This window comes from Methylosinus sp. Ce-a6, assembly GCF_009811655.1.
Taxonomy (GTDB): domain Bacteria; phylum Pseudomonadota; class Alphaproteobacteria; order Rhizobiales; family Beijerinckiaceae; genus Methylosinus.
This window is the reverse complement of sequence record NZ_BGJX01000078.1, coordinates 1-1539: the sequence shown is the minus strand read 5'-3', so window position 1 is coordinate 1539 and position 1539 is coordinate 1. Positions and strand designations below refer to the sequence as shown.

Sequence of the window (1539 nt, the reverse complement as noted above, 5' to 3'; positions counted from 1 at the left end):
GGCTTTGGTGCATGGATACGCTTACGCCGTTTCCTGAGGTTATCGTTTAGGAATTACGATGATGCTCGGCGTCTTCGCCGTGGCAGCTTGATCTGCTTTTCGCAAGAAGCCCGGCGCGACATTCCAGTGCCGTCCATCGGCTCCAATGACGGTCACAGATTTGCGATTGTAGCGGGTCAGCGTGCCTTCGACCGTACGCCCTTGCCCATCTTCAAACGTCACACGATCGCCGATCGAAAATTTAAGCATGGCCTGATGCGCGTGTAGCTGATGAAGAACGCGTAGTCGCTCGATGATCCTATGATTGAGATCCACCAACTCGGACTCGCTCAACGCATCTATGTCGATCGGCATTTGTTCCTCACGGCGCGTAAGACCCTGGGCAATATCTGTTAAGCTGCTAACCTGACGCCATCTGATGGTCCACGAGCTGGCTCGGGGACATAGATACGCATTCGGCGCGAGTTTAATGTGTTTGACGCCAAAAGTCGCGGTCGTCGGCGCGGGGAGAATCGGCATGCCTTTCAAATTTCATCGAAATGGCCGGCATCATATTCCCCGGCAGAAATTCCGCGTGACGAATTGGCGGGATTACGAAGCCGCATTGCGTAGCCGCGGAAGTCTGACGATCTGGTTCACCGCGGAAGCCATTGCAGATTGGCGCGCGCAGCCGCGTGCGACGCCGGGCGGACAGCGTCACTATTCGGATCTCGCGATCGAGACGGCGCTGACCTTGCGGGCCGTATTCGGCCTGGCTCTGCGCCAGACTGAAGGCTTGATCGGTTCGATCATGCAATTGCTGGAGATTGACCTGCCCGTTCCCGATCACACAACGCTCAGCCGCAGAGCTGGCGGATTGAAGGTCTTGCAGAAGCCTCGCGTCTCGTCGGCCCCGCTCCATCTGATCATCGACAGCACAGGCCTGAAATTGCGCGGCGCCGGAGAATGGCTGTTCGAAAAGCATGGAACGACAAAGCGGCGCGCCTGGCGCAAACTTCACATCGGCATCGATGCCGACACGGGCGAGATTGTCGCCTCCGACCTCACCGATAAGGATGTCGACGATGCTTCGCATGTCGGGCCGATGCTCGATCAACTATCGCTGGCTCCGACTTCATTTATTGGGGACGGAGCCTACGATAGAAGCGCCGTGAGGGAGCTTCTCGCAAGACGAAATCCCGACATGTCCGTTCTCGTTCCGCCGTGCAAAGGCGCCGTGGCCGGATCGGATGCGACGTCGTTGCCGAGCCAACGCGATCGGCACATTTTGGAAATTGACGAACGAGGTCGAATGCATTGGCAAAAAGCCTCTGGCTATAACAGACGCTCGAAAGTCGAGGCGTCTATTGGGCGTTACAAACGCGTCATCGGCAATGCTCTGAAATCACGCGCCGATGATCGCCGCAGAACGGAGGTGGCGATTGCCGTCAAAGCGCTCAATCGTATGCGTGAGCTCGGTCAGGCACAGTTCGTGCGCCTCGCATAATCACCGCGCCAAAGGGCGAATTCCGTCCCAACTCACCTCCGTGCAACAACGCC

General features: G+C 57.5%; 2 protein-coding genes. One reads left to right on the top strand and one right to left on the bottom strand.

Going from position 1 to position 1539, the window contains the following annotated elements:
• Nucleotides 1–39: 39 nt before the first annotated feature.
• On the bottom strand, nt 40–354 hold the full coding sequence (locus tag Mspo_RS19365) for a hypothetical protein (protein WP_159732917.1): 315 nt from the start codon (nt 352–354) through the stop codon (nt 40–42).
• A 163-nt stretch (nt 355–517) separates the two neighbouring features.
• Here Mspo_RS19365 and Mspo_RS19360 point away from each other — a divergent pair, with 163 nt between their 5' ends.
• Nucleotides 518–1486, top strand: a complete 969-nt coding sequence (locus Mspo_RS19360; protein WP_159732915.1) for an IS5 family transposase — start codon at nt 518–520, stop codon at nt 1484–1486.
• Nucleotides 1487–1539: the final 53 nt, after the last annotated feature.